Origin of the sequence: Devosia limi DSM 17137 (assembly GCF_900128975.1) — a bacterium.
In the GTDB taxonomy this organism is placed as follows: Bacteria; Pseudomonadota; Alphaproteobacteria; order Rhizobiales; family Devosiaceae; genus Devosia; species Devosia limi.
On sequence record NZ_FQVC01000002.1, the window covers coordinates 101831 to 122195 of the forward strand.

Below are 20365 nucleotides of genomic sequence, written 5' to 3' on the forward strand. Positions count from 1 at the left end.
CGCCGGACACTCCAGCAAAACTGCAACGCCAATTGTTCGTCTCATAGCGAGCTGCCGCGTCTTGCCGTCTGGACCCTTTATGACCTTTTTTGAAACCTTTCGTCGCAACTGGCTGTCCAATATCCGCGGTGACGTGCTTGCCGGCATTGTCGTTGCGCTCGCGCTCATTCCCGAGGCCATCGGGTTTTCGATTATCGCGGGTGTAGACCCCAAGGTGGGGCTCTATGCATCGGTTGTCATTGCCATGGTTATCGCCGTGGCTGGCGGCAGACCGGCAATGATATCGGCGGCGACCGCCGCCACGGCCGTGCTGATGGGGACGCTGGTGCGCGACCATGGCCTGCAATATCTGCTGGCCGCGACAGTCCTGGCGGGGGTGATCCAGATCGCTGCCGGCTATGCGCGCGTCGGCTACATCATGAAATTCGTGTCCCGGTCGGTGCTGACCGGATTTGTCAACGCGCTGGCCATCCTGATCTTCCTGGCGCAGCTTCCCGAACTCGTGGGGGTTTCCTGGCAGACCTATCTGATGATCGCCGGGGGGCTCGGCATCATCTATCTTTTTCCCACGATCACCAAACTGGTTCCATCGCCGCTGGTCTGCATCCTGGTTCTGACGACGATCTCGCTGCTGATCGATGTTGACGTGAGAACTGTCAGTGACCTGGGTGAACTGCCGTCCACATTGCCGACGCTGCTTCTGCCCGATGTGCCGCTGACACTGGAGACGCTGTGGATCATTCTGCCCTATTCGGTTGCCGTGGCTGCGGTCGGCTTGTTGGAGAGCCTGCTGACGGCGTCTATCGTTGATCAGATGACCGATACGAAGTCTGACAAGAACCGTGAATCCGTCGGCCAGGGGATTGCAAATATCGCCAGTGGCTTTTTCGGCGGCATGGCTGGATGTGCCATGATCGGTCAGTCCGTCATCAACGTGAAATCGGGCGGCCGGACCAGGCTGTCGACGTTCTTTGCCGGGGCCTTCCTGCTGTTCCTGCTGCTGATGCTCGGCGACATTGTCGGGCTGATTCCCATGCCCGCGCTGGTCGCGATCATGATCATGGTTTCGGTCGGGACCTTCAGCTGGTCATCCTTCAAGGACCTGCGCCGGCACCCGCGCCGGTCGAGCCTGGTGATGCTGGTTACCGTGGTCACCGTGGTCGGCACGCATAACCTGGCACTCGGCGTGGGCGCAGGGGTGCTGTTGTCTGGCATCTTCTTCGCCTGGAAGGTGTCGCAGATCTTCCGAGTTACCTCGGTGCTCAGCGAAGATGGACGGGAGCGCGATTACCTGGTCGAGGGGCAGTTGTTTTTCGCCTCGGCGGGCGACTTTCTCGAAGCCATCGATTTCCAGGAGCGCTTGGAACGTGTCCGGATCGACGTAAGCAAGGCTCATATCTGGGACCTGACGGGGGTGAACGCGGTGGACACCGCCGTGCTCAAGTTCCGTCGTCAGGGAGCAGCAGTTGAACTCGTCGGCATGAATAGCGCCAGTGTCACAATTATGGACGATCTGTCGGTGCATGATGAACCCGATGCAATGCAAAAGGTGCTTGGACACTGAGCGCGCCATCCCTGGAAGGTGTGGGGGCGGGGCAGTCTATCAAGCTGGCAGGCCCCGCTCCGCTGCTGTTCGCCGGTGATGCCGTCGGCGAAGGGCGGCGGAGCATTGCGCCGAGGAGGCGACAATGGTTGTCTCATTTGTGATCGTCCTTCAGTCGGGTGCGTCGCTTTGGTTAAGGGACTTCTAGCCGCGCCTCGATAGGTTGCTCTGGCGAGAGCATCAGCCGAGCGAATGGGGAGAGACGCCGTGCAGACGATTGCCAGGCCAGCGCCAATCCTGGCGGCGCTCTCCATTCTGTTGAGTGTTGCCTTCCTCATCATGGGAAATGGATTGCAGCTCATGCTGCTGCCCATTCGCGGCGGCATCGAAGGATTCAGTTCCTTTCAGATCGGCCTGCTGGGGTCGGGCTATTTCTTCGGTTTTGTGCTCGGTTGCGCCTTCACGCCCCGCATGATCATGGGGGTGGGGCACATCCGCACCTTCGCCGCTCTGGTCGCGATCGCCTCGGCGGCGGCCCTGGGATACCCCATGGCTCTTGACGCGATCATATGGATCGTATTGCGCATGATCACCGGCTTTTGCCTCGCCGGGCTCTACCTGGTGGTCGAAAGCTGGTTGAACGATCAGGCGACCAACGAAACCCGCGGGCTGCTGATTTCGACCTATGTGACCGTGAACTTCACTGTCATCACCCTGGGTCAGATGATGGTCACGCTGTTCCAGCCGACATCCTTCGTGTTGTTTTCCATCGCGTCAGTGCTGGTTTCGCTGGCTGCCGTGCCGATCGTGATGACGCGGTCGAGCCAGCCACCGCCCATCACCGTTGTTCGCTTCCGACCGATGCGCATGTTCCGGCTGTCCCCAACTGGAACGGTTTCGATCTTCCTGATCGGACTGGCGACTGGCTCGTTCTGGTCGCTGGCGCCATCCTATGCCAGCACCGTCAGTGGCAGCGTCGGCGACGCGGCCTTGTTCATGAGCGCCGCAGTGCTGGGCGGAGCGTTCGCACAATTGCCGGCGGGCAAGATTTCCGACCGCGTCGACCGGCGAAAGGTGTTGATTGCTCTTGCTGCAGGATGCGCCGTTGTCGGCGTTGCGCTCGCGCTTACGTCCGGGACGCCCTATTACTGGCTGGGTCTCGGTGCGGCCTTTGGGGCCGGACTTTTGCCCAGTTACGCCATCGCTGCCGCCCACGTCTTCGATTTTGCTGATCGCTCGGACTATGTGGAGATTTCGGCGGGCCTGTTGCTGCTCAATGGCATGGGATCAACGATCGGCCCCATGCTGTCGTCGGTCAGTATCGAGATCTGGGGGCAGCAGGGTTTCTTTGTCGCAAATGCCGCCATCCAGATTGCCCTGATCGGCTTCGTCGGATTCCGGTTGAGCCAGCGCGAAGGCCTGCCTGTCGACGAGAAGCAAAACTTCGATCTTGGCACCAGTGCCGCCGTCTCGGTTGTTGGCGACGAGGGCGCGGTCCAACTCAGCGATCTTGTCGTTCAGGAGCCGACCTGAGCAGCGCGGATGAGGGCTTATACCAGCGGCGGATGCCGGGATTGCGAACGGAATTCCTTCAGCTCCGCCGAGATTGGGAAAAGCGCAACGACGTCTTGAGGATCTCAAATGCGGCCAGATTAGCCGGTTCATCCGTATCGAACCGGCACAGCAACCCCATAGCCACCTCGACACAAGGGCCGTTCATCGCCAGCCACTGGCGCGGGTTCAGTACGATCTCGGCGATCTCTGCGCCCTGGGGCGGACCGAAGATCGTCATCGACGGTACATCCGCGCCAACGCCCGCCGCCGTTTCATAGAAAATCGGGATGTCGGTGCGCCAGCCCGCCGGCAGCAGGAAGGACAGTCCGCTGCGCGGATCGTTTTGAGGGCAGGGCACTGCCAGTTCGCAGACATAGCCCGTATCTTCCCCCATCCCCTCCCTTTCAGGAGGTGCAACCTCAAGTTTGAGCTTTCCTGCAGATGGCGGGGCAGCCGTTGCCGGTGCGATGACAAAGTGGTTTTCCGCGCCCGAGCGCACTGTCACCCGAGCGGTGAATGTCATCCCGCTGCCCTCGCCGCGGACATCGTAGACGCCGGGCTCGAAGCTACCCGTAACCGGGCCGATCGTATGATCATTCATCGCCCAGGCTTCGGGGGCAAGGCTTTGGCCGGGCAGGGGCACTGCTGACCATTGAACTGGCAGATCGGCGTAAGCTGCCGGTGTGGCGAACGTAACATCCATGACAGGATCTGCCTGGCTGGCGGATATCGCGGTGACAATGCCAATCGAGCGCTGTGCCAGTTCGCGTCCGTCGGCGAACCGATAGACCAGTTCATAGTCGCCAGGTTCGGACGGCGTTGCCAGCGTAACGGGGTTGTTGCCGCGCACATAGCCATAGCTGACGTAGCTGTCCGAGCCGGGCAGGCGCAGCATGATGTAGTCGTCGGCCGCGCCTGGACCAGACCAACCGACCTGGACATCGCTGTCGGCCTCGGTCTCCAACGGGGCCGACAGACTTGCCGGTAGCGCAGGAATGCTGGTGCCCGCTGGGACAACAACAATGGGCCTGATCGCTATCGTGTCAGTATCGTTGAGGACGTAAGTCAGTTCGTAGGTGCCCGGTTTTTCGGGCATCGAGAGGATGACTGGATTGTTGTCCGAGACGTATGCATAGGCGAGATAGCTGTCGTCGCCGGGCAGCCGCACACGGATATTGTCGTATGCAGCATCGGGCCCTACCCAATGCACTGGCACGATTTGTCCGGCTATGGCCTGATCGGGTGCGCTGAGCGAGACCGGCGCCTCTGTCACCGTTATGGGACGGCGGGCGACGACATGTTGGTCCGCGCTGACATAGCGAAGCTCATAAGCGCCGGGCTCGCCGGGTGCCTGGATGGAGACTGGATTGCCGACGCTGGCATAAACATAGGCGAAGTGGTCTTCGCCGCCGATGGCTCCGATTTCAATCGTGTCGAGCGCGACCATGTCGGTAACGGACCAATGCACTTCGATTTCGCTGCCGATTGGCGCTTCGTCAGGTGCGGTAAGCCCCGCAATCGGCGCACTGGTGGGTTCCGGCACGGGTTGGGTTCGGCCATAGACGGTCGCGTTGAGAGCGGCGGCGAGATCGCGGGCATTGGATGCCTGGATATAGCGCCCCCCGGTATTCTCCGCGAGGCAGGAGACGGCAGTGCCTTCCTCCCTGCTGAGACCGAAACCGACTACATGTGCCGTAAAGTTCAGGCCAAGTTCCGCCAGTTCCTTGCCCAGCGCACAGGGATCGGCTTCGCAGGTCTCCAGCCCATCGGTGACCAGCACCACGGTCGCCTGATCCTCGGTATAGTGCAGCGCCTCGGCGGCCTCCCGGACGGCCTGGGTCAATGGAGTCTTGCCCAGAAACCGCATCGAGTTGACAGCATCAAGGATGGCCCCGGCCGAATTGCTCGAGGCAGGAACGACAAGCTCGATATCGCTGCAATCACCTTTCTGGCGGTGGCCATAGGCGATCAGTCCGAGTTCACGTTCATCGGGCAGTCCCCGCAGCACCTCGGCCACCGTGTCGCGCGCGATCTCAAGCTTGGCGCGCCCCTCGATCTGGCCCCACATGGAGCCCGAACCGTCCATGACGATAATCATGCGCTCCTGCGACAGGGCGCCGCCTGCCAGGCCCGCCAGAGTGAACGCAGCAAAGATAAGAGTTCCAAGAAGACGTTTCATGCCTGAGCTCCCACCTTGCCGGTTGTTGCAGTGGGTGGGGTCTTGATCCCGGCCCAGTTCGCGGCGCGCTGGCCCAGTTCCTGGAACCGGTTAGAAGCGCCGCTGATGCGTTGCTCCCATTCGGGGTCCGGCTGCTGACCTTCGGTGATTTTGAAAAACGCCTGCAGCAGGCAGGCAATTGCAAAGGGTTCGATCAGCGCGGCCTTGATGGCCCAGGCAAACAACAGGGCAAACACCAGGCCGCCCGCAGACCACGCCCCCGGCAGGAGGTAAACCAGGGCGGCAGCCGGGGCGAGCATGAGCAGGAAGACCAGCAGCGACAGGCCATAGACGAAAAGGGTGAGCCAGGCTGCATTGATCAGCATGGGCTTGGCATTCTGCCCATAGAGAACAAGCGCCTCCTGGGCGCTGGCATAGGGATTGTCCGAGCGGGTGCGGATCGCATGGGCGAGGATGACCTCGTCAATCAGGCCGGCGGCGAGCTTGAGGTAAGCGCGCAGGGCGGCCATGAGTTGATCGACGCCGGGAATGGGCAGGAGCGTGGCCAGCCCCTGGAGCAGTCCGGTCACCGCATTGACCACACCTTTGACCAATTGGTCGATACCGAACAGCACCGAAGTTTGGCCAAAGCGCTGGGCAACAACGGATTTGGCATAACCAATCTGCCCCATGCCTTCGGGCAACGGGCGCCCGTCGAGGAGTTCGACCATCACGGCGATGTGCCCGGCCTTGACGACGTAGAGGATGTATTCGCGCAGGAAGTACAGGACACCGGCAGTCAGCGCAAAGCCGAGGCCGCCGCCCCATATTGCCGAGCTTGCCTGAAAATCGGCGTCGCCAAAGGCTCCAATGCCGTAGCCAACTCCAGCCCCCGCAGCGGTGACGATGACATAGGCCGCAGCGACGGCGAAATAGACTGCGGCTCGAAAAAGCACGAATGGCGCGGTCTTGAACATCAAGTCCAAGCCGCGCGCTACGCTAAAGTCCCACATACGATCAATCCCCCGAAAGCTTAGGCATGCCGTACCCAAGGTCGGCGCGCGGCCAACAAGCTATTGTTGTTCGGGGATCAGTTCTTGGGCTGGACGGCACAGCTTTCAGGGCTGTGCGGCACACTATCCTAAGGTTGAAGGACGCCGGCCCGCGTCGCCGAGGGGGTAACGCCATACTGGTGGCGGTAGCAGGCGTTGAACCAGGATAGGTCGCCAAAGCCGCATGTCATGGCTAGATCACTGATCGAGCGATGGCTGGTCTGCGGACTGATCAGCATCCGATGCGCGAGGTCCAGGCGGCGCTGTCTTACATAGTCGCGGAATGTCGTGTGCTCGCTCGCAAACAGGGCCCTCGCATAGCGGGCGCTGATGCCATGGCGTTTCGCGATGTATTCCAGCGACAGGTTCGGTGAGGTCACTTGCGTCTCGATATCGGCTTTTAGCCGATGCAGCCATGCAGCCCGCACGCCGCGGCCTTCTCCTGTTTCCTCGACGAGTTGTCCATCCGCGAGTGCCATGCGCGCCAGGTCATGCAAATGGCTGGTGCTGGCGCGTGCGGCTTCCGCGCCCAGTCCTGCCTGGCATTCATGCAGCGTCTTGGCGTAGCCCAGGAACAATTGCCAATAGGGCGACATTTTCCGGCTGGTCCGCAGCGCGCCGTCCATCTTGGCGCCAATGCCGGTCAAGGCGCGGCGCGGTATCGACACGTAAAAGACATGTGTGCTCGGCGCAGTGAAACTGGCGATGCCGGGTACTTCATTGGGGTCGATATAGACGGATCCAAAGCCGCATTCCGTGGCGGCGCCACCGCGCTGGCTGATATCGAAACCTGCCGACATCGGTGCGTGGATCAGAATGTTGTCGGCCTCCTCGGCGGCCAGAACCGTGGTGCGTTCAGTCGTGCACTGCGCATGAACCGTGGAGGCAATGATGGCATCCGGTAGCACGGCGATCGCGGTGCGCGATGTGAAGCTGTCTGGATCGCTTGGAATGATCTGTAGCCGGCAGATGGACGCTGCCGCATCCTGAAACGCGGGCACACGATGCCCCGGCTCAAAGTCTGACGCTGACAATGAAAAGAGCGGCACACGATCCCCGCATGAGCAAGACGCTGAGGGGCGAACGTTGCGCGGTATTGTCGTTTTGGCAAGTCTAGCGTTGCGTCGTGTTGATGACCCGCGCCGACGCCAAGGCGTCGCTTTCTCCCGGATGCCTGGGCAGATGTGGCAGCGACATGCACCGAAAAAAGAAAGGGCCAAGCAGGAATATCCGCTAAGCCCTTGGAATAAATGGTGCCGGCAGCAGGGGTCGAACCCGCGACCCCCTGATTACAAATCAGGTGCTCTACCAACTGAGCTATACCGGCCTGATGCGCTGGCTAACACTGGGGAGCGGTGAATTCAAGGGGTGTTTGGCCGCAGGGACATTATCCCAGCAGATTCCCGCGGAAACTATTTTTCTGCCGCTTTGCTCCGTCGCGCACATTCAGCCGCCGATCAGCGGTGTTGGCAGAGTGCTATTTTGGGGGCTTGCCAGAGCGCAGACGATTTTGCTCCAAGGCCCTGAAACCCCAGTATTTCTGGCACTTTCACGGTTGATGAGAGCCGCCAGCAGGCCTATCCAACAGCGTAGAAAATGGACTTGTGCGGACCCCGTGCAAGAACGGAGGCCTGGCTCTATTGACCCAAGATCACCTGACCCATCTGCGTACGCTGGAAGCCGAGAGCATCGAAATTCTGCGCGAGGTTGCCGCAAGTTTCGAGCGGCCGGTGATGATGTATTCGATCGGCAAGGATTCGAGCGTGCTGCTGCATCTGGCGCGCAAGGCGTTCTATCCGTCGAAAATTCCCTTCCCGCTGCTGCATGTGAACACCACCTGGAAGTTCCGCGAGATGATCGCCTTTCGTGACCGGATGGCGGAGGAATATGGGTTTGACCTGATCACCCACACCAATGCCGACGGGGTCCGCGACAATATCAATCCCTTCGATCATGGCTCGTCGCGCTATACCGACATCATGAAAACCGCCGCGCTGCGGCAGGCACTCAATGCCGGCCAATATGATGCGGCTATCGGCGGAGCGCGGCGCGATGAGGAAAAGTCGCGGGCCAAGGAGCGCATCTTTTCCCACCGCAATGCCCAGCATGCCTGGGACCCCAAGAACCAGCGCCCGGAGCTGTGGCGGGTGTTCAATACGCGGCTCAATCCGGGTGAGAGCATGCGGGTGTTTCCGCTGTCCAATTGGACGGAGCTGGATATCTGGACCTACATCTATTCCGAGGGCATCCCGATCGTGCCGCTCTATTTCGCCGCGCGCCGCCCGGTGGTGGAGCGGCTGGGCACGCTGATCATGGTCGATGATGACCGGATGCCGCTGCTGACCGGCGAGACGCCGCATGACGAACTGGTCCGCTTCCGCACCCTGGGCTGCTATCCGCTGACCGGCGCCATGCGCTCGAGCGCCGCCAGCCTGCCTGAAATCATCATGGAAATGCAGGCAAGCCGCACCTCGGAGCGCGAGGGCAGGCTGATCGACAGCGATCAGGTCGGCTCGATGGAAAAGAAGAAGCAGGAAGGGTATTTCTGAGATGAGCCTGGCCAATGCCCTTACCGCTGACACCGATCTCGACCTTTGGCTGGCTCAGCAGACCGATAAGTCGCTGCTGCGCTTCCTGACCTGCGGCAGCGTCGATGATGGCAAATCCACCCTGATCGGCCGGCTGCTCTATGACAGCCAGCTCATTCTTGATGACCAGCTGGCCAGCCTCAAGAAGGAAAGCCGCAACCGCACCACGGGTGACGAAGGCATTGATTTCTCGCTGCTGGTGGATGGACTGGCCGCTGAGCGGGAGCAGGGCATTACCATCGACGTTGCCTATCGCTTTTTCTCCACCGACAAGCGCAAGTTCATCGTCGCCGATACGCCCGGCCACGAGCAATATACCCGCAACATGGCGACCGGCGCCTCCAATGCCGATCTGGCGCTGGTGCTGATCGATGCCCGCAAGGGCGTGCTAACCCAGACGCGGCGGCACAGTTTCATCCTGTCGCTGATCGGGGTGAAGCATGTGGTGGCGGTGATCAACAAGATCGATCTGGTCGATTACGATCAGGCGGTCTACGACCGCATCGTTGCCGACTATCGGGCTTTTGCCGAGCCATTGGGGTTCAAGACACTAGCGACGGTGCCGGTTTCGGCGTTGCGCGGCGACAACATGCTGGCCCAGAGCCCGCATACACCCTGGTATCAGGGCGCGGCCTTGGTGCCTTATCTCGAAGGCATCGACACTGCCGAGGACCGTTCGGCCCAGCCGATGCGGTTTCCGGTGCAATGGGTGAACCGGCCCAACCTCGATTTCCGCGGCTTTTCGGGTACCGTGGCCTCGGGGCAGGTCGCCCTGGGCGATGAAGTGTTGATTTCAGCCTCGCGCAAGCCGGCAGTGGTCAGCCGTATCGTTACCATGGATGGCGACCTCGACCGGGCCGTTGCCGGGCAAGCGGTGACGCTGGTGCTGGATCGTGAAGTGGATGTGTCGCGCGGCGATGTGCTAGCGCATTCGGGCAAGACGCCGGAGTTTTCCAATCAGTTCCAGGCCCGCATCGTCTGGATGAGTGAGGAATCGGCGTTTCCGGGCCGCTCCTATCTGCTCAAGCTGGGCTCGCAGATCGTCCCGGCGACGATTACCGATCTCAAGTTCCGCACCAATGTGAACACGCTGGAACATACGGCCGCGACCAAGGTCGATCTCAACGAGGTGGCCACGGTCACCATCGCCACCGACAAGCCGATTGCGTTTGATCCCTATGCCAGCAATGCGCTGACCGGCGGGTTCATCCTGATCGACCGTATCTCCAATGCGACGCTGGGCGCCGGCACCATCGAATTCGGCCTGCGCCGGGCGCAGAACCTGACCTATCAGGCCTTCGACGTGAACCGCGACGTGCGCTCGGCCATGAAGGGGCAGGCGCCGCAGATCATCTGGTTCACCGGGTTGTCCGGCTCGGGCAAGTCGAGTGTCGCCAATCTCCTGGAGAAGCGCCTGACCGCCGAGGGGCGGCATGCCTACATCCTTGATGGCGACAATGTCCGCCACGGCCTCAACAAGGATCTTGGCTTCACCGAAGCGGCCCGCGTCGAGAATATCCGCCGCGTCGCCGAAGTCGCCAAGCTGATGGCCGATGCGGGCCTGATCGTCCTCGTCTCGTTCATCTCGCCCTTCGTCAACGAACGTCGCCTGGCCCGCGAAATCGCCGGCGATATCCGTTTTGTCGAGGTCTATGTCGATACGCCGATCGAAGTCTGCGAAGCGCGCGACCCGAAGGGGTTATATGCGCGGGCGCGGGCGGGCGAGATCAAGAATTTTACCGGGATCGATAGCCCGTTCGAGGCGCCGGAGCATCCAGAACTGGTGCTGCATGGGGCGGGACATGAGCCGGCTGTGCTGGCGGATGAACTGCATGGGTGGTTGAAGATCTAGGCGTGGGCCGGGGTGCCCTGTGCCGCCACGGTTGAGCGGCCCAATTTCTGTTCGAGCTGGCTCGACAGGTCGCCATTCTGGCAGGCTGAAGGGGGAGGCGCTCCATTGGAGCGCCTTTCTCGTTCAGGCGCGGCCGAATTCGTCTTCGATGCGGATGATGTCATCCTCGCCGAGATAGGAGCCGGTCTGCACTTCGATTAGTTCCAGCAGCATCTTGCCGGGATTGCCGAGCCGGTGCGTACATCCCAGTGGCAGATAGACCGATTGGTTTTCCGAAACCATGCTGACGACGCCATCGATGGTTACTTCCGCCGTGCCGCGCACCACGATCCAGTGTTCGGAGCGGTGGTGGTGCTTTTGCAGCGAGAGCTTCTTGCCGGGTTTGACGAAGAGCCGTTTCACCTGGAAGCGCTCGCCATTGAGTACCGAGGAATAGCCGCCCCAGGGGCGGTAGGCGGTGCGGTGGATTTCGGTCAGGCTGGCCGTCGCGGGTTGCCCGCGTAGCACCTTGACCATTGGACCGACTTTCTGGGCCTCTGAGAGGCGGCCGACATAGACGGCGTCTGCGCTGGCGATCACAGCGATATCGTCGAGGCCCTCAATGGCGATATGGGCGTGGTCGGTCACAACCAGCGAGCGCGTGACATTGTTTAGTGTCGCGGCACCATTGGCGACATTGCCGGCGCTGTCCTTGGGGCTGGCCTTCCACACGGCATCCCAGCTGCCCAGGTCCGACCAGCCAAAGCTGACAGGCACCACTGCCGAGCGGCTCGTGCGTTCGAAGATGGCATAGTCGACCGAGATGTTGGGTGCCTTGGCGAAGGTCGCCTCATCAAGACGAACGAAATCGAGGTCGGTGCGCGCACCGGCGACTGCATCGCGGGCGGCGGCAAAGGTTTCAGGCGCCAGCGCTTCGCATTCCTCCAGGAACGCCGCCGCGCCAATCATGAACATGCCCGAATTCCACAGATAGCCGCCGTCGTCCAGCATCTGCTGGGCGCGTGGCAGGTCAGGCTTTTCGACGAAGCGGTCAACGGCGTTGATATCATCGCTGATCAGGGCGCCAGCCTTGATGTAGCCATAACCGGTTTCGGGCGCTGTCGGCACGATGCCGAAGGTGACGAGACGGCCGGCGCGGGCGGCTTCGGCAGCGCGCTCGACTGCCTGCAAATAGCCCGCGTCCACCGCCACGTCATGGTCGGATGGCAGCACATGCAGGACGGCCTTGGCGCCGAATTTGTTGATCGCGTAGAAGGCGGCGGCGGCGATGGCGACGGCGGTATTGCGCACCACCGGTTCCAGCAGCATGCCGGCAAGTGGGTGCCCCAGTTCCTCGGCCTGCTCGGCGACGATGAAGCGGTATTCGGAATTGGTGATGACGATGGCGGGGGTATAGACCGCAGGGTCTTCAACCCGGCGCAGGGTCTGCTGATAGAGGCTGATCGGCCCGGTCAGGGTGAGGAACTGCTTGGGCCGCGCGGCGCGCGACATCGGCCAGAGCCGTGTCCCCTGTCCGCCGGCGAGAATGACGGGTACGATCAATCCACTCATTCCAACTCCGCCTATTGTGAGAAGCAGCGCCTGCAAGTCGCTGAACCTGCGTTGAAAAGTATTGGGTCGAAATCAGTCCAAAAGCAATCAACTGGCCGTTGCTTTGACAATGTTGGTTACCGGCGGGCAGCGGTGCTCGCGAATTCTGGCGCGGCGCGTGGGGCGCTGGGCAAGGCAGCGAAGTCATTCTGGTCGATTTCGTTGAGCGTCTTCATCATCAGGCCGTGGAAGATCGGTTCACCTTCATCGCGGAGGGCGACGATCTGCGGCATGCCGTTGACGCGGCAGACGAGTGCCCCAGCCAGTGCCGCATCGATCTCGGCCCGCATCAGCGGAAAGGCGCGGGCACCTGGCCCAACGATCAGGATATGGGCAGGGTCAAACACTGCCATCATGCGGCTGAGGCCAAAGCCGATGGCGCGCCCGGCTAGGTTGAACGCATGGGTCGCCGCACGGTCGCCAGCTTCGGCCCGGGCGATGAGTCCGTCATACTCAGCCGCCGGAACGGCCGGGGCGGGGGTAGCGGTTTCGGGGACGGAATAGGCGGTGCGCAATACGCCATAGTCCGAGGCATAGGCCTCGACGCAGCCACGCATGCCGCAGCGGCAGAGCGCGCCATTGGGAATGTGGTTCATATGGCCGAATTCGGTGGCGCCTTCGTCGCTGCGCCCCAGGATCTGCCCCCGGAAGGTCATGCCCATGGCCACGGTTGAGCCAACAAACACGGTAGCGACGCTGGCGTCATGCAGGTTCGGGTTGAGCCAGCGCGTGCCCTCGGCGAGGAGCCGGCCGCGCTTGTAGAGCGTCACGGGGAGATTGAAGATTTCGGTCAATTGGCTCACCAGCGGCGTTCCGGCAAGGTGCTGGATGGGCGACCATTTGAGACCGAGGCCGTCGCGGTCGAGGATGCCCTGCACCGAGATGGCAACACGAAGCAGCTTTCGCGCTTCTGTCGGGTTGCGGCTGACCAATTGTTCCAGCCGCTCGCGCAGGAACGCGACCGGTGGTGTCCCATGAAAGGTGGCGGGGGTCAGCGGCGTCTCGATACGATCGACCAGCACGCCACCATGATCCACCAGCGACAGGCGTGTGCGGTTGACGTCAATCTCAACCAGGGCGGCATAGCCGATGGCGCGATTGAAACCGACCAGAACGGCGGGGCGGCCCCGCGTCTTGGCGTCGCTTTTCTCTCCGGCCGCCAACTCGACAATGATGTCCTGGGCCAGCATGTCCTGAGTGATGGCTGTAATGCTGGCATGGCTCAGCCCCGTCTGCGCGGCAAGAGCCGTACGCGACAAGGACCCGTTGACGCGCAACGCCCCCATGACCAAACCCCGGTTTTGCCGCCGGACGCTGTCGCTATCGCTAACGTGACGCGCCAAGCGGTCATCTCCTTAATGGTCGTTGCAAGCTCTCACTGCCATTAGCGCAGCTGCGGATTTAATTCGAGTATCGAAATTGAAGTTGACAGCAGATCGTGCTGCATGCCAGTGATTTTTTCGAGCAGCGAAATAATGCTCAGGGCGCTGGTGGAGGGGGCCGCTGGGGCGAAGCCACCGGCAGAATGCGGGGCGGGGACACTGCCCAAAGGGAGGACATTGATGAACAAGTTTTTAGCGGTCTTGCTGTGCACGACCGTCATTTCCGGCACGGCCGGCGCCGCCATGGCGCAGGACGGGCTCGTCGTTGGCGTGTCCTGGAACAATTTCCAGGAGGAGCGCTGGAAGACCGACGAAGCGGCGATCAAGAACGTGCTCGACGCCGCCGGCGCCCGGTACATTTCTGCCGACGCCCAGTCGTCAGCCGCAAAGCAACTGACCGACATCGAAAGCCTGATCTCGCAGGGCGCTGACGCCATCATCGTGCTGGCCCAGGACAGTGAAGCTGTTGGTCCGGCCGTTGCCGCCGCCGTCGCCGAAGGAATCCCGGTGGTCGGCTATGACCGCCTGATCGAAAATCCGGACGCCTTTTACCTGACCTTCGACAACAAGGAAGTCGGTCGCCTGCAGGCCGCCGGCGTCTATGCCGTGCAGCCGACCGGCAATTACGTCTTCATCAAGGGCAATTCGGCCGATCCCAATGCCGATTTCCTGTTTGAAGGCCAGATGGAAGTGCTGAAGTCTGCCATCGACAAGGGCGACATCAAGAATGTCGGCGAAGCCTATACCGACAACTGGAATCCGGAAGTGGCACAGGCGAACATGGAACAGTTCCTGACCGCCAATAATAATGAAGTCGACGCTGTCGTCGCCTCCAATGACGGCACTGCCGGCGGCGCCATTGCGGCCCTGGCGGCGCAGGGTCTTGCTGGTTCGGTGCCGGTTTCGGGTCAGGACGGCGACCACGCCGCCCTCAACCGCATCGCTCTGGGCACCCAGACCGTGTCGGTCTGGAAGGACGCCCGCGAGCTGGGCAAGAAGGCGGCTGAAGTCGCCCTCGAGCTGGCTGGCGGCACCGCACTCGACGCAGTCACCGGCACGTCCAAGTTCTCCGGCGGCCCCAAGGGCGTTGAAATGAACGCGTTCTTCATCGCCCCCGTCGCCATAACCAAGGACAACCTCAACGTCGTCATCGACGCCGGCTGGGTTGCCAAGGATGTGGTGTGCCAGGGCGTCGCCGCCGGTAGCGTTGCTGCGTGTAACTAGGCTCGAGGCGTAATAGTCTCAAATTGGCGGTGCCGCGGCAAAGGCCGCGGCACCGCTGTAATGGGGAGAATTTCACTTGGCCGATCAGCATGCCACTCTGGCTGCCGCGCATCCCAGCCGGTTCGCACAAAATCCACTGCAACGGTTCCTGATCGCGACGGAACTCGATACGCGCCTGCTGGGCATGGTCGGAGCGCTGGCCATTATCTGGGTCGGCTTTCATATCCTGTCGGGCGGATTGTTCCTGACACCGCGCAATCTATGGAACCTGTCGGTGCAGACCGCCTCGGTGGCCGTGATGGTCACCGGGATGGTGCTGGTCATCGTCACCCGCAATATTGACCTGTCAGTCGGCTCGATCCTGGGGCTGGTGGGCATGGTCATGGGCGTGATGCAGACCGATATCCTGCCGGTCCAGATGGGCCTGGGCTTCGGACATCCGTTGATCTGGGCGTTGTCGCTGGGGGCAGGGCTTGCGGTGGGCGTCGGCATCGGCGCGCTGCAGGGCTCGATCATCGCCTATCTCAAAGTGCCGGCCTTCATCGTCACGCTGGGTGGCTATCTGGTTTGGCGCGGGGCGGCATGGTGGGTGACCATGGGCCGGACAGTAGCGCCGATGGACCCCACCTTCCAGCTGATGGGGGGCGGTCCCAGCGGTTCGATCGGGGCGTTCTGGAGCTGGGTCGTGGCGATCGTCGCCTGCGCGGCCATCGTACTCGGCCTCTATTTCGGTCGCCGCCAGCGCCTGCGTTTCAACTTTCCACTACGCCCGATCTGGGCAGAGGTCTCGCTGGCCGTCATCGGTTGCGGTCTTGCCATTGGGGCAGTCTGGGTGGCCAACGCCTATCCCTGGCCGCGCCGGATCGCCGAGGCCTTCGCCGAAGCAAACGGCATCGCCGTGCCGGACGGTGGGCTGTTCATCTCGCACGGCATCGCAATTCCGGTGTTGATCGCATTGGGCGTGGGGGTGGTAATGACCTTCATTTCGACCCGCACCCGCTTTGGCCGCTACGTCTTTGCCATGGGCGGCAATCCCGAGGCGGCGGAACTGGCCGGCATCAATACCCGCTGGGTCACGGTCAAGATCTTCATGCTGATGGGGGCGCTCTGCGCCATCGCGGCGGCGATTTCGTCGGCCCGCCTCAATGCGGCGACCAATGCGCTGGGCACGCTGGACGAACTCTATGTCATCGCGGCAGCAGTCATCGGCGGCACCTCGCTGGCCGGCGGCGTCGGCACCATTGCCGGGGCATTGCTGGGGGCGCTGGTCATGCAGTCGCTGCAGTCAGGCATGGTGCTGATGGGGCTCGATAGCCCGCTCCAGTCCATCGTCGTCGGTATCGTTCTCGTCTTCGCGGTATGGCTGGACACGCTTTACCGGCGCAACAAAAACTAGGAAGTCCGAAACATGCTGGACACCAGAACTCCGCTGGTCGAGATGAATGATATCTCGATCTCCTTTGGCGGCATTCGCGCGGTCGATCGGGCATCGATCGATCTCTATCCCGGTGAAGTCGTGGGCCTGCTCGGCCATAATGGCGCCGGCAAGTCGACCCTGATCAAGATCCTGTCGGGCGCCTACAAGCGCGACAGCGGCAGCATCAAGATCGATGGACGCGACGCCGCCATCAACAATCCGCGCGATGCCAAGGGCTATGGCATCGAAACCATCTATCAGCAGCTTGCCGTCGCCGACAATGTGGATGCTGCGGCCAACCTGTTCCTTGGGCGCGAGATCACCACCGCCATCGGTACGCTTGATGATGCGGCGATGGAGTCCAAGGCGCGCGAGGTCATGGGGCGGCTCAATCCCAATTTCCGCCGCTTCAAGGAGCCGGTCAAAGCCCTCTCGGGCGGCCAGCGCCAGTCGGTGGCGATTGCCCGGGCCATCCTGTTCAATGCCCGCATCCTGATCATGGATGAACCGACGGCAGCACTGGGGCCGCAGGAAACGGCACAGGTGGGCGACCTGATCAAGCAGCTCAAATCCGATGGCATCGGCATCTTCCTGATCAGCCACGATATCCACGACGTGTTCGATCTGGCGGACAGGCTGGTGGTCATGAAGAATGGGCAGGTGGTCGGTACCGCACGCACCAGCGACGTGACCAAGGACGAAGTTCTGGGAATGATCATTGCCGGCAAGGCTCCGGCGGGGGCTGTGGCCGGTCCAGGCGCCGTCGCAGACTGATTTCGAGTCTTGCTGTCGCTACGCCAACAGCTATCTTGGTCGGGGGCGGGGATAGCTGCGCGTGTTTGACAGATCGTTGCGCCACAGGTCGTTCTACTTTGCCGTCGCGGCCGGCCTGGTCGTGGGCCTGGCGAGCCTGTTGGTTGCCCCGGGGCAGGCGGTGCTATGGGGGTCGATTGCGTTCTTCGCGGTCTATATGGGCATGAGCCTGTGGTTCTTCCCGCGGGCGAGTTCGGCGTTCCTCGATAAACATGCCGACCTTGAAGATGCCCCCGCCTGGATCATCTTCCTGGCCACCATCGGGCTGATCGTGATGGCCGTCGTGTCGCTGTTCCAGCTTGTGGCCTCGCATGACCCGAACAGCCTGCAACTGATCGCAACCGGCGCTGCCGTGCCGCTGGGCTGGCTGACCGTGCATGCCATGGCGGCGCATCACTATGCCTATGTGTATTATGCCCAGCCTAGGGGCGATGCGCGTTCCAAGACCGGGCGAGACGATAGCGCCGGGCTTCAGTTTCCCAGCGGCGACAGGCCGGACGGGATCGCGTTCCTGTATTTTTCATATGTGATCGGAATGACTGCGCAGGTGGCCGACGTAAATGTCACGTCACGCGAAATGCAGCACCTGGTGCTGATGCACGGAATTTTCTCGTTCTTTTTCAATACCGTGATCGTCGCCGCGACCGTCAATGTCGTGGTGTCGCTATAGCTTTGGCCACGTTGCCCAGCGGCAGAGGGTGTGCGAGGGTCCGGCAAATTCGTGAATCGGAGACCCCAAAATGAAAACCCGCGCCGCCGTTGCCTTTCAGGCTGGAAAGCCGCTCGAAATCGTAGAAGTTGATCTCGAAGGCCCCCGCGCCGGCGAAGTTCTGGTGGAGATCAAGGCGACAGGCCTTTGCCATACCGATGACTTCACCCTGTCGGGCGCGGATCCGGAGGGCTTGTTCCCGGCCATTCTCGGCCACGAGGGCGCTGGCGTCGTCGTCGATGTCGGCCCGGGCGTCACCAGCGTCAAGAAGGGTGACCACGTCATCCCGCTCTACACGCCCGAATGCCGCGAGTGCTATTCCTGCCGTTCGGGGAAGACCAATCTCTGCACCGCGATCCGGTCCACCCAGGGGCAGGGGCTGATGCCCGACGGCACATCGCGCTTCTCGTTCGAGGGCAAGCCGATCCATCACTATATGGGCTGCTCGACCTTCTCCAATTACACAGTGCTGCCCGAGATTGCCGTGGCCAAGATCGACGCCTCGGCTGCTTTCGACAAGGTCTGCTATGTTGGCTGCGGCGTGACCACAGGCATTGGCGCGGTCATCAACACCGCCAAGGTCGAAATCGGGGCGACGGCCGTGGTCTTCGGTCTCGGGGGCATTGGCCTCAATGTCATCCAGGGCCTGCGTCTGGCTGGCGCCGACATGATCATCGGCGTCGACATCAACAATGACAAGAAGGCCTGGGGCGAGCGCTTCGGCATGACCCACTTCGTCAACCCGAAGGAAATCGAGGGTGACGTCGTTCCCTATATCGTCAACCTGACCAAGCGCCGCGGCGACTTGATCGGTGGCGCGGACTACACGTTTGACTGCACCGGTAACACAACGGTTATGCGTCAGGCGCTCGAGTGCAGCCATCGCGGCTGGGGCAAGTCGGTGGTTATCGGGGTCGCTGGCGCCGGGCAGGAAATCTCCACCCGTCCGTTCCAGCTGGTCACCGGCCGCACCTGGATGGGCACCGCGTTCGGCGGCGCCAAGGGCCGTACCGACGTGCCAAAGATCGTTGACTGGTATCTCGATGGCAAGATCGAGATCGATCCGATGATCACCCATACGCTGCGCCTTGAAGACATCAACAAGGGCTTCGAGATGATGCATTCGGGCGAGAGCATCCGCAGCGTCGTCGTCTACTAAGAGGCCTCTCCTCCGCCGCAGGCGTACGGCCTGTTCGACAACTCATGATGGCTGGCGCAAATGTGGCGCCAGCCATTCGCCTTTGTCCGCGGGACACTTTCGAGCATGCCGGTGTCTTGCAACCCGGCGCCTGCGCTTCTAGCCTATCGGTCATGAACGGCGTCCGGACGCGCCTGTAGCGCCACAGGCGGTCGATACGTGTCGGACATGCCCGCTCCGCGCGTAAGGCGTGCCGCCGCGCGCCCTCGCGCTTCCCCGATGAAACATCGATTTCCCGTCGCACTTACGCTGAAAGGCACAAGTATGAGTCACGACAGACTTTTTATCGTCACCGGCGGTCCAGGTTCAGGCAAGACCACCTTGCTGGCTGCAGCGGCCGCCAGCGGCCTCAGCGTGGGTCAGGAAGCGGGCAGGGCGATCATCCAGTCGCAATTGGCCATTGGCGGCCCGGCGCTGCCCTGGGCCGATCAGGCGCTCTATAGCGAGCTGATGCTCGACCGCGATATCCAGACCCATGCTGCGGCCTCTGCCAGCGGCGCTGTCACCCTCTGCGATCGTGGCGTCCCCGACATCATCGGCTATCGCCGCCTCTGTAGCCTGCCCACGGCCGCCCATGTTGCCAAGGCGGCCGAGCTCTATCGCTACAATGCCGCAGTGTTCTTCGCGCCGCCCTGGCGAGAGATCTATGTCAACGACGCCGAGCGCAAGCAGGATTGGGACGAGGCCGTTCGCACCTTCGAGACCCTGCGTGACGTCTATGCCGAACTGGGCTATCGCATTGTCGAACTGCCCAAGGCGCCACTGGCCGAGCGGCTGGGTTTTGTCATGGATGTCATCGCCAATGCCTGATCCGATCCTGTACGTCGATGCCGATGCCTGTCCGGTGAAGGACGAGGCAATGCGCGTGGCCGAGCGGCACGGACTGGTCGTCACCCTGGTCAGCAATGGCGGCGTGCGGCCCTCGCGCGATCCGATGATCAAGGTCGTCGTGGTATCGCAGGGCGCCGATGCTGCCGATGATTGGATTGTCGAGCAGGCGCAGGCCAATGATATCGTGCTCACAGCCGATATCCCGCTCGCCAGCCGGGCGCTGGCCAAGGGCTGTCATGTCCTCGGATTTACCGGCAAGCCCTTCACCGACAACTCCATCGGCATGGCATTGGCGATGCGCGAGCTTAACCAGCACCTGCGCGAAACCGGAGAAAGCAAAGGCTACAACGCCAGTTTCCGGCCCGCCGATCGCTCGGCCTTTCTCAGTGCGCTGGACACGCTGGTGCGCAAGTCAAAGACGGCTGCTGGATCGTCAAAATAGTCGGCGCCGAAG

16 protein-coding genes, 1 tRNA gene and 1 other annotated feature (1 of these 18 only partly in view) are annotated in these 20365 nt (G+C 61.9%); of the genes, 11 read left to right on the forward strand and 6 right to left on the reverse strand.

Features of this window, described 5'->3' with window-relative positions; all coding sequences use genetic code 11:
* Positions 1-12: a sequence feature (sul1 is cis-regulatory element that is thought to sense ions involved in sulfur or methionine metabolism; They are found in Alphaproteobacteria), on the forward strand (it extends 44 nt beyond the left edge of the window).
* Between the two features lie 67 nt (positions 13-79).
* Both BUA69_RS03795 and BUA69_RS03800 read left to right on the forward strand, forming a co-directional pair.
* The gene (locus tag BUA69_RS03795) at positions 80-1564 is read left to right on the forward strand and encodes a SulP family inorganic anion transporter (RefSeq protein ID WP_046136688.1); all 1485 of its coding nucleotides are present in this window, start codon (positions 80-82) and stop codon (positions 1562-1564) included.
* 246 nt (positions 1565-1810) lie between these two features.
* Complete coding sequence (locus tag BUA69_RS03800; RefSeq protein ID WP_052950726.1) at positions 1811-3076, forward strand: MFS transporter; 1266 nt, start codon at positions 1811-1813, stop codon at positions 3074-3076.
* 58 nt (positions 3077-3134) lie between these two features.
* Here BUA69_RS03800 and BUA69_RS21470 read toward each other — a convergent pair whose 3' ends face one another.
* From BUA69_RS21470 to BUA69_RS03820, 4 genes are all read right to left on the reverse strand, one after another.
* Positions 3135-5276, reverse strand: coding sequence for a VWA domain-containing protein (locus BUA69_RS21470; protein WP_052950727.1), 2142 nt, complete (start codon positions 5274-5276; stop codon positions 3135-3137).
* Positions 5273-6232, reverse strand: a complete 960-nt coding sequence (locus tag BUA69_RS03810) for a hypothetical protein (protein ID WP_342079312.1) — start codon at positions 6230-6232, stop codon at positions 5273-5275. Before BUA69_RS03810 ends, BUA69_RS21470 begins: the two co-directional genes overlap by 4 nt.
* Positions 6233-6396: 164 nt before the next feature.
* Positions 6397-7308, reverse strand: coding sequence for a helix-turn-helix transcriptional regulator (locus tag BUA69_RS03815; protein WP_052950728.1), 912 nt, complete (start codon positions 7306-7308; stop codon positions 6397-6399).
* A 250-nt stretch (positions 7309-7558) separates the two neighbouring features.
* Positions 7559-7634: transfer RNA gene (locus tag BUA69_RS03820), tRNA-Thr, on the reverse strand.
* A 313-nt stretch (positions 7635-7947) separates the two neighbouring features.
* Between BUA69_RS03820 and cysD the strand changes: the two genes are divergently transcribed.
* Together cysD and cysN are read left to right on the forward strand one after the other, a co-directional pair.
* A complete protein-coding gene (cysD, locus tag BUA69_RS03825) occupies positions 7948-8856 on the forward strand; it encodes a sulfate adenylyltransferase subunit CysD (protein ID WP_046136690.1) in 909 nt (302 codons plus the stop codon).
* A 1-nt stretch (position 8857) separates the two neighbouring features.
* Positions 8858-10747 (forward strand): sulfate adenylyltransferase subunit CysN, encoded by a 1890-nt coding sequence (gene cysN, locus BUA69_RS03830; RefSeq protein ID WP_046136691.1) that lies wholly within the window; start codon positions 8858-8860, stop codon positions 10745-10747.
* A gap of 123 nt (positions 10748-10870) precedes the next feature.
* Here cysN and BUA69_RS03835 read toward each other — a convergent pair whose 3' ends face one another.
* Together BUA69_RS03835 and BUA69_RS03840 are read right to left on the reverse strand one after the other, a co-directional pair.
* Positions 10871-12298, reverse strand: a complete 1428-nt coding sequence (locus tag BUA69_RS03835; RefSeq protein WP_046136692.1) for a mannose-1-phosphate guanylyltransferase/mannose-6-phosphate isomerase — start codon at positions 12296-12298, stop codon at positions 10871-10873.
* A 116-nt stretch (positions 12299-12414) separates the two neighbouring features.
* Positions 12415-13680, reverse strand: a complete 1266-nt coding sequence (locus BUA69_RS03840; RefSeq protein WP_143154410.1) for an ROK family protein — start codon at positions 13678-13680, stop codon at positions 12415-12417.
* 219 nt (positions 13681-13899) lie between these two features.
* Here BUA69_RS03840 and xylF point away from each other — a divergent pair, with 219 nt between their 5' ends.
* From xylF to BUA69_RS03880, 7 genes are all read left to right on the forward strand, one after another.
* Positions 13900-14943: a D-xylose ABC transporter substrate-binding protein gene (gene xylF, locus BUA69_RS03850; RefSeq protein ID WP_046136694.1), complete on the forward strand. Its 1044-nt coding sequence runs from the start codon at positions 13900-13902 to the stop codon at positions 14941-14943.
* Positions 14944-15040: 97 nt separating this feature from the next.
* Entirely contained in the window at positions 15041-16339 is a 1299-nt protein-coding gene (locus tag BUA69_RS03855) for a sugar ABC transporter permease (RefSeq protein WP_244468813.1), read from the forward strand.
* Positions 16340-16351: 12 nt separating this feature from the next.
* On the forward strand, positions 16352-17134 hold the full coding sequence (locus BUA69_RS03860) for an ATP-binding cassette domain-containing protein (protein ID WP_046136696.1): 783 nt from the start codon (positions 16352-16354) through the stop codon (positions 17132-17134).
* A 61-nt stretch (positions 17135-17195) separates the two neighbouring features.
* Entirely contained in the window at positions 17196-17843 is a 648-nt protein-coding gene (locus tag BUA69_RS03865) for a DUF1345 domain-containing protein (protein ID WP_083588489.1), read from the forward strand.
* 70 nt (positions 17844-17913) lie between these two features.
* Positions 17914-19041, forward strand: a complete 1128-nt coding sequence (locus tag BUA69_RS03870) for an S-(hydroxymethyl)glutathione dehydrogenase/class III alcohol dehydrogenase (RefSeq protein ID WP_046136697.1) — start codon at positions 17914-17916, stop codon at positions 19039-19041.
* A gap of 303 nt (positions 19042-19344) precedes the next feature.
* On the forward strand, positions 19345-19890 hold the full coding sequence (locus tag BUA69_RS03875) for an AAA family ATPase (protein ID WP_046136698.1): 546 nt from the start codon (positions 19345-19347) through the stop codon (positions 19888-19890).
* Positions 19883-20353: a YaiI/YqxD family protein gene (locus tag BUA69_RS03880; RefSeq protein WP_046136699.1), complete on the forward strand. Its 471-nt coding sequence runs from the start codon at positions 19883-19885 to the stop codon at positions 20351-20353. The genes BUA69_RS03875 and BUA69_RS03880 overlap by 8 nt, the downstream gene beginning before the upstream one ends.
* Positions 20354-20365: the final 12 nt, after the last annotated feature.

Excerpts from the sequence above, each read along its gene's own strand:
- BUA69_RS03870 (WP_046136697.1), top strand. The coding sequence starts at position 17,914 with ATGAAAACCCGCGCCGCCGTTGCCTTTCAGGCTGGAAAGCCGCTCGAA.
- BUA69_RS03880 (WP_046136699.1), top strand. The coding sequence starts at position 19,883 with ATGCCTGATCCGATCCTGTACGTCGATGCCGATGCCTGTCCGGTGAAG.
- cysN (WP_046136691.1), top strand. The coding sequence starts at position 8,858 with ATGAGCCTGGCCAATGCCCTTACCGCTGACACCGATCTCGACCTTTGG.
- BUA69_RS03835 (WP_046136692.1), bottom strand. The coding sequence starts at position 12,298 with ATGAGTGGATTGATCGTACCCGTCATTCTCGCCGGCGGACAGGGGACA.
- BUA69_RS03875 (WP_046136698.1), top strand. The coding sequence starts at position 19,345 with ATGAGTCACGACAGACTTTTTATCGTCACCGGCGGTCCAGGTTCAGGC.
- BUA69_RS03795 (WP_046136688.1), top strand. The coding sequence starts at position 80 with ATGACCTTTTTTGAAACCTTTCGTCGCAACTGGCTGTCCAATATCCGC.
- BUA69_RS03860 (WP_046136696.1), top strand. The coding sequence starts at position 16,352 with ATGCTGGACACCAGAACTCCGCTGGTCGAGATGAATGATATCTCGATC.
- xylF (WP_046136694.1), top strand. The coding sequence starts at position 13,900 with ATGAACAAGTTTTTAGCGGTCTTGCTGTGCACGACCGTCATTTCCGGC.
- BUA69_RS21470 (WP_052950727.1), bottom strand. The coding sequence starts at position 5,276 with ATGAAACGTCTTCTTGGAACTCTTATCTTTGCTGCGTTCACTCTGGCG.
- BUA69_RS03810 (WP_342079312.1), bottom strand. The coding sequence starts at position 6,232 with ATGTTCAAGACCGCGCCATTCGTGCTTTTTCGAGCCGCAGTCTATTTC.